5 protein-coding genes are annotated in these 5550 nt (G+C 50.1%); 4 read left to right on the plus strand and 1 reads right to left on the minus strand.

Annotation, left to right across the window (positions count from 1 at the left end; all coding sequences use genetic code 11):
- Positions 1 to 493: 493 nt before the first annotated feature.
- Both H6F43_RS02530 and H6F43_RS02535 read left to right on the plus strand, forming a co-directional pair.
- Positions 494 to 1663 carry a sensor histidine kinase gene (locus H6F43_RS02530; protein WP_190340432.1) on the plus strand — a complete coding sequence of 390 codons (1170 nt, stop codon included), beginning with the start codon at positions 494 to 496 and terminating at the stop codon, positions 1661 to 1663.
- A complete protein-coding gene (locus H6F43_RS02535) occupies positions 1660 to 2295 on the plus strand; it encodes a response regulator transcription factor (RefSeq protein WP_190340433.1) in 636 nt (211 codons plus the stop codon). The genes H6F43_RS02530 and H6F43_RS02535 overlap by 4 nt, the downstream gene beginning before the upstream one ends.
- Positions 2296 to 2359: 64 nt before the next feature.
- Here H6F43_RS02535 and H6F43_RS02540 read toward each other — a convergent pair whose 3' ends face one another.
- Positions 2360 to 3109, minus strand: coding sequence for an amino acid ABC transporter ATP-binding protein (locus H6F43_RS02540; protein ID WP_190340434.1), 750 nt, complete (start codon positions 3107 to 3109; stop codon positions 2360 to 2362).
- Between the two features lie 128 nt (positions 3110 to 3237).
- Between H6F43_RS02540 and H6F43_RS02545 the strand changes: the two genes are divergently transcribed.
- Positions 3238 to 4740, plus strand: a complete 1503-nt coding sequence (locus H6F43_RS02545) for an ABC transporter permease subunit (protein WP_190340435.1) — start codon at positions 3238 to 3240, stop codon at positions 4738 to 4740.
- A 367-nt stretch (positions 4741 to 5107) separates the two neighbouring features.
- Positions 5108 to 5550, plus strand: a 443-nt coding sequence (locus tag H6F43_RS02550) for a pentapeptide repeat-containing protein (RefSeq protein ID WP_190340436.1), incomplete at its 3' end; no start/stop codon positions are given.

The raw sequence follows: 5550 nt of genomic DNA on the forward strand, positions 1-5550 counted from the left end.
AAAAAGCTGTATAGTCTTGTATTGCGCGGTACAACAATCCCAATGCATCGGATGAGCAGAACCTTGTGCTTCGTCTCAGTCGCATCTATCGCCGCTGATTGGGAACGTTAGACAATTTCACTTCATTTCACTTCAATAGGCTAGCTTCTTGAATCAGTGTAATTCTCAGCATTATCAATCTCAGAGGCGCAGCATTTGTAAAGAGATTCATCTGCGTTTCGGTTGCAGTGGTGTAGCTCTAACTCATCCGATCGGTCTTGCTGAGGCAGTTTTACAAGTCCGATTCGAATTAGAACATCAAGGGTGAGTAACCAGGCTCGCAGCATTTTACCCCTCTTAGATCGACATTGAGGGGCAGTGTATCTTAGGAAATCACTCCGGCATAAGTGCTCCTTGTCATGATTAAATCAGGAGAAATCATGAGCTGGATCATCTTGACAAAAAGCTTGAAGCCATTATTGTGAGGCTAGCTTGCCCTTCTGAACTCACTCCCATGACTCTGGTTTCTTCCGCTTCTCCCTCCATTCGCAAAATCCTGCGCTACATGGAGTTGTTTTTCATTACAACCTATCTCTGCACCGAGTTGATTAACAGCGTTTATGGGATTGCAGGTAGAACTCTTTTGCAGAAGGTCGCTTTACTATCTGTCTATCTGGTACTGAGTTATCTTTTTCCAGTTCGGGCAGCGCTTTGGATTAGACAAACCTATATCGCATCAGGCATTTTAGCGGCACTTTTAGCCAATTCACAAGGATTTGAGTTTGATTTTTTTCTGTATCTTTATATTGTTAAAGGCTGTTTTCTACTCGATCGCAAATTTGCTTTGTTTACCGCAGGTGCATCGGTTGTCGCTGCAATTCTAGTTGCAGTCTGGTCAATGCCTACCATTGTTCATGTTGAACCATTCTGGGTACTTGACCCCTCACAATCCAGGCATGTTCTTCAGTTTGCAACTGGAGCTTTATACAGTCACCTTACCGCGAGTGCTTTTATTATTCCGCTTAGTTTTGCAATTATTGGAGAACAGACCAGCCGACATCGCGCTGAAAAGCTAGCTCAACAGGTGGAAGATTTAGTCACCGCCCTAGAGCGATCGCGCATCGCCCGCGACATTCATGACTCTCTGGGGCACACGCTAACGGCACTCAGAATTCATCTATCGCTCGCTCAAAAAGCACTTCAAGACGGCAACTCTGAGGCGCTACAAGCCGTTAATACAGCTAAACTACTGGCAAACCAATCGATTGAGGAGGTGCAACAGACTGTACAAACATTACGTCGTCCCCAGTTTGATCTCAACCAGGCGATCGCAGAACTAATCGAACAACGATTGCCCAATCTTGCTTCGACCCTGGATTGCGACATTAACTTTCCCGTTTTATCGCCACAAATCAGCCATCATCTTTACTGCATTATCCGAGAAGGATTGATCAATATTCAAAAACACGCAGAGGCATCTTCAGTACAGTTGCGAGGACACGCTACGGCTGATGAAGTTCTGCTGGAATTACAGGATAATGGTCGTGGATTTGAGCTACACCAGACACAATCTGGATTTGGGTTAACAGGGATAGTAGAACGAGTCACCCTGCTGGGCGGCACTCTCAAGATCGACAGCGCCGTTGGCAATGGGACACAGATTCATATTGTAATTCCGCGATGATTCGACTCTTGGTGGTAGATGATCACTCAATCTTTCGGCAAGGTTTATCTGCATTACTGTCGATCGAAGACGATTTTGTCGTCATTGGGCAAGCCGCTAATGGGCAAGAAGCCATCGAGTTAACTGAAACGCTTCAGCCTGATGTTGTCTTGATGGACATGCGAATGCCCGTCTGCGATGGTGTAGAGGCAACTCGCGAAATTCATCGCCGCTATCCTTTCGTCCGAATTTTGATTCTCTCGATGTTTGAAGATAGCGATGATGTTCAGCGATCGCTGCAGGCGGGTGCACTCGGCTACTTGTTGAAAAATACGCCAGATGAGCAATTTGTGGGTGCCATCCGCTCGGTCTACTTGGGCTACGCTCAACTGAGTCCCTCGATCGCTCCCAAGGTCTTTGCTCGGCTTCAATGTAGCCCGCCTTCATCGGCGGTCTCAGATTCACTCCTGACGCCGCGAGAATTAGACGTGTTAAGGCTGATTGGCAAAGGAAGCAATAATCGTGAGATTGCTGAAGCGCTTCACTTAACCGAAGGAACCGTGAGAAATTACGTCACTCGAATTCTGAGTCAGCTAGGGGTGCGCGATCGCATTCAGGCAGTCATCTGGGCGCAGCAGCACCTGCTAGATTAACGATTCTAGATTAACAATTAGAGACGAGTTGAGATGGAAACGTTTACAGACCCGATCGCGCAAATCATGCCTGACGCATTCGGCGGAGAAATGTGTGGAGTCGATCGCTCTGTGGATTCGTTAGCACCTCACGCGCCGGACCCTCTTCCACAATCAAGCCCTGATCCAAAAACAGCACGCGATTGGCAACATCGCGGGCAAACTGAATCTCGTGAGTGACGACCACCATCGTCATGCCCTTATCGGCAAGCTGCTGCATCACCTCCAGCACCTCACCGACCAGTTCCGGGTCCAGAGCGCTCGTCGGTTCATCAAAGAGCATAATTTGCGGCTCCATGCACAAGCTACGCGCGATCGCCACGCGCTGCTTTTGCCCCCCAGATAACTGATCCGGATATGCATCTACTTTGTCTGCTAGCCCGACTTGCTCCAGATAAAATCGCGCCCGCTCCTGGCTTTCCTGCTTTGATCGGTTTAGCACCTGCTGCGGAGCCAGCGTCAAATTGTCCAGCACGCTTAAATGGGGAAACAGATTAAACTGCTGGAACACAATGCCAATTTGCGATCGCACATCGCGGAGTTGCTTCCGAGTCAGGGCTGGCTGCGACAGCTCGATACCTGTGACAACAATGCGTCCCTGATCGATCGTTTCCAACCGATTGAGGCAGCGCAGTAGCGTACTTTTGCCGCAGCCCGACGAACCAATCACTGCCAGCACTTCCGCACGATCGACGTGACCGCTAATCCCCTTCAGAACATGCAGGGGTCCGTAGTATTTCTCGACATGCTCAAACAGAACTGGGGGCGTGCTCATAAGCTCAAAAAACCAAAAATGGAACTCCAGACAGATTCAGAGTTCAATGAATTAATCCAGTTATAGATAAAATCTGCTTCACGCATCTCTCCTTTTTAGGAGAGATTGTCCTCTAGCCAATTTAGATCATGACAACTGTGCGCCGACTGCTGCGATCGTTGCTGTTGAGTTTAAGCTGTTTGCTGCTAATTGTAAGCATGGGGCGAACAGAGAGCACCGAACTGAGGGTCGCGGTAGAGCCAGTGTATCCGCCGTTCGAGTTCCGCGCCGCCAACGGCGAAATTCAGGGCTTTGACATCGATGTGATTCGGGCGATCGGAAAAGAAGCAGGCTTTACAGTCCAGTTTCAAAGCATCGCGTTCGACGGCATTATTCCCGCATTGCAGGCGCAGACTGTAGATGCGGCAGTCGGGGCAATGACGATCACGCCTGCCCGATCGAACGTCGTCACCTTCTCGCGTCCTTACTTCAAAGCGGGCTTGGCGATCGCGGTGCGCGAAGGGACTCAGAACATTAACCGACTCGAAGACTTAAGCGGCAAGTCGATCGCCGTCCAGATTGGCACCACTGGCGCAGACGCGGCTAAGAAAATTCCGGGGGTAACCATTCGCACGTTTAACGCCGCTGTGCTGACGCTTCAGGAACTCAGCAACGGCAACGTGGATGCCGTGATCAACGACTCGCCCGTCATGCTGTATGCAATCAAAACAGGCAACCTCAGGGGCATTCGCGTTGTCAATCAACTGCTGACTGAGGAGTTCTACGGCATTCCCACGCCGCGCAATTCTCCCAACTTGCCGCGAATTAACCAGGGGTTTGGCGCTATTTTAAGCAACGGCACCTACGCGCAGCTTTATCAGAAGTGGTTTAATGCTCAGCCACCGGAACTGCCCGCCACTGCGCCTGCCTCTGCAACAGGAAACACGACCGCCATTCCCAGTTCCACTCAGGTGATTCTCGCGTCGCTGCCGCCGCTGCTAGCCGGAACGCTGATCACGCTACAGCTTGCGGCGATCGCGGTCATCCTTGGCTTGGTCGGTGGCTCGCTAATTGGCATTGTCCGCTTGTCCAAAGTGCGACTCCTGCGCTGGGCGGCGGCGGTGTATATTGACTTCTTCCGGGGAACACCGCTGCTGGTGCAGCTTTTTATGATTTACTTCGGCATTCCTGCCGCGTTTCAAGCGTTAGGACTGACGTTTAGCTTTGACCGCTTCCTAGCGGCGATCGTGGCTCTCAGCCTCAATTGCGCGGCGTATGTTGCAGAAATTGTCCGGGCGGGAATTCAGTCGATCGAAACGGGACAGTCCGAAGCCGCTGAATCGCTGGGGCTGGATTCGGTTCAAACCCTGCGATTCGTCGTCTTTCCGCAGGCGCTTCGCCGGATGCTGCCGCCGCTGGGCAACCAGTTCATCAGCTTGCTCAAGGACACCAGCTTGGTTGCCATCATCGGCTTCGAGGAGCTATTTCGACGCGGGCAGCTAATTGTGGCAGAGAACTACCGCCCGTTTGAACTCTATTTCGCGATCGCGCTGATCTATCTGGCATTAACGCTGCTCTCGTCCCAAGGCTTCAGCTATCTAGAACGCTGGATGGACCCTGCTCAACGGGGACGATCGCGGTTTGCCAAATAGAAGGTGCAGCCATAGCGATACTCATAATGCGTATGAATAAATATAAAAAAGATTAGCGGATGGCGATCAAGTTTTGCAGAATTAAAAGTAACGGTTTTACTAATCTACTAATTAGCGATTAGCTAATCGTTAATTGCTAGTAATTACGGCATGTTCAGTTTAATTTTGTTCAGCTAATTAGGCAATTACTGAGTTGCTGAATTCCTATGGTTGCGCTGCACTGATCCTTACTGAAGATTCAGGCGATCGCAACAATTGAGTGGGGAGTGAATCCGCAAAACTGTAAGTCTGACTGAAGCCTCACTCCAGTTTAAAAATGCCTTCAGGCAGCAGCTAATTAGAACTTAACGAAAGAGAGTTCACGGCTATGGACACTAAAGAACTCCTGCAACGCTATGCAGGAGGAGAACGAGATTTCAGCACCGCAGACTTAAGCGGTGCGAGGCTGTCCGAAGTAGACCTTAGAGGTGCCAGCCTAAGAAAGGCAATTTTATTTGAGGCAGATTTGTCAGGCGCAACCTTAATTGATGTGAACTTGAATGGGGTTGTTTTTAGACAAGCCAACCTAACAGATGTGTGTCTCAGCGGAGCGAAATTAACCGGGACAGATTTATCTGAGGCGATGCTCATCGGAGCCGATTTAAGCGGAGCAAATTTGTGGCGATCGACGCTAAGAGGGGCGACGCTCCGCAAAGCCAACTTAAGTCGATCGAACTTGCGGGATGCAGACCTGACCAACGCAGATTTATCTGAGGCAGTGCTAAACAGCGCTACCCTAACTGGAGCAACCCTAAACCAGACGAACCTGAC

It is taken from the genome of Leptolyngbya sp. FACHB-36 (assembly GCF_014695955.1).
Lineage (GTDB): Bacteria > Cyanobacteriota > Cyanobacteriia > Leptolyngbyales > Leptolyngbyaceae > FACHB-36.

Excerpts from the sequence above, each read along its gene's own strand:
- H6F43_RS02530 (WP_190340432.1), top strand. The coding sequence starts at position 494 with ATGACTCTGGTTTCTTCCGCTTCTCCCTCCATTCGCAAAATCCTGCGC.
- H6F43_RS02535 (WP_190340433.1), top strand. The coding sequence starts at position 1,660 with ATGATTCGACTCTTGGTGGTAGATGATCACTCAATCTTTCGGCAAGGT.
- H6F43_RS02540 (WP_190340434.1), bottom strand. The coding sequence starts at position 3,109 with ATGAGCACGCCCCCAGTTCTGTTTGAGCATGTCGAGAAATACTACGGA.
- H6F43_RS02545 (WP_190340435.1), top strand. The coding sequence starts at position 3,238 with ATGACAACTGTGCGCCGACTGCTGCGATCGTTGCTGTTGAGTTTAAGC.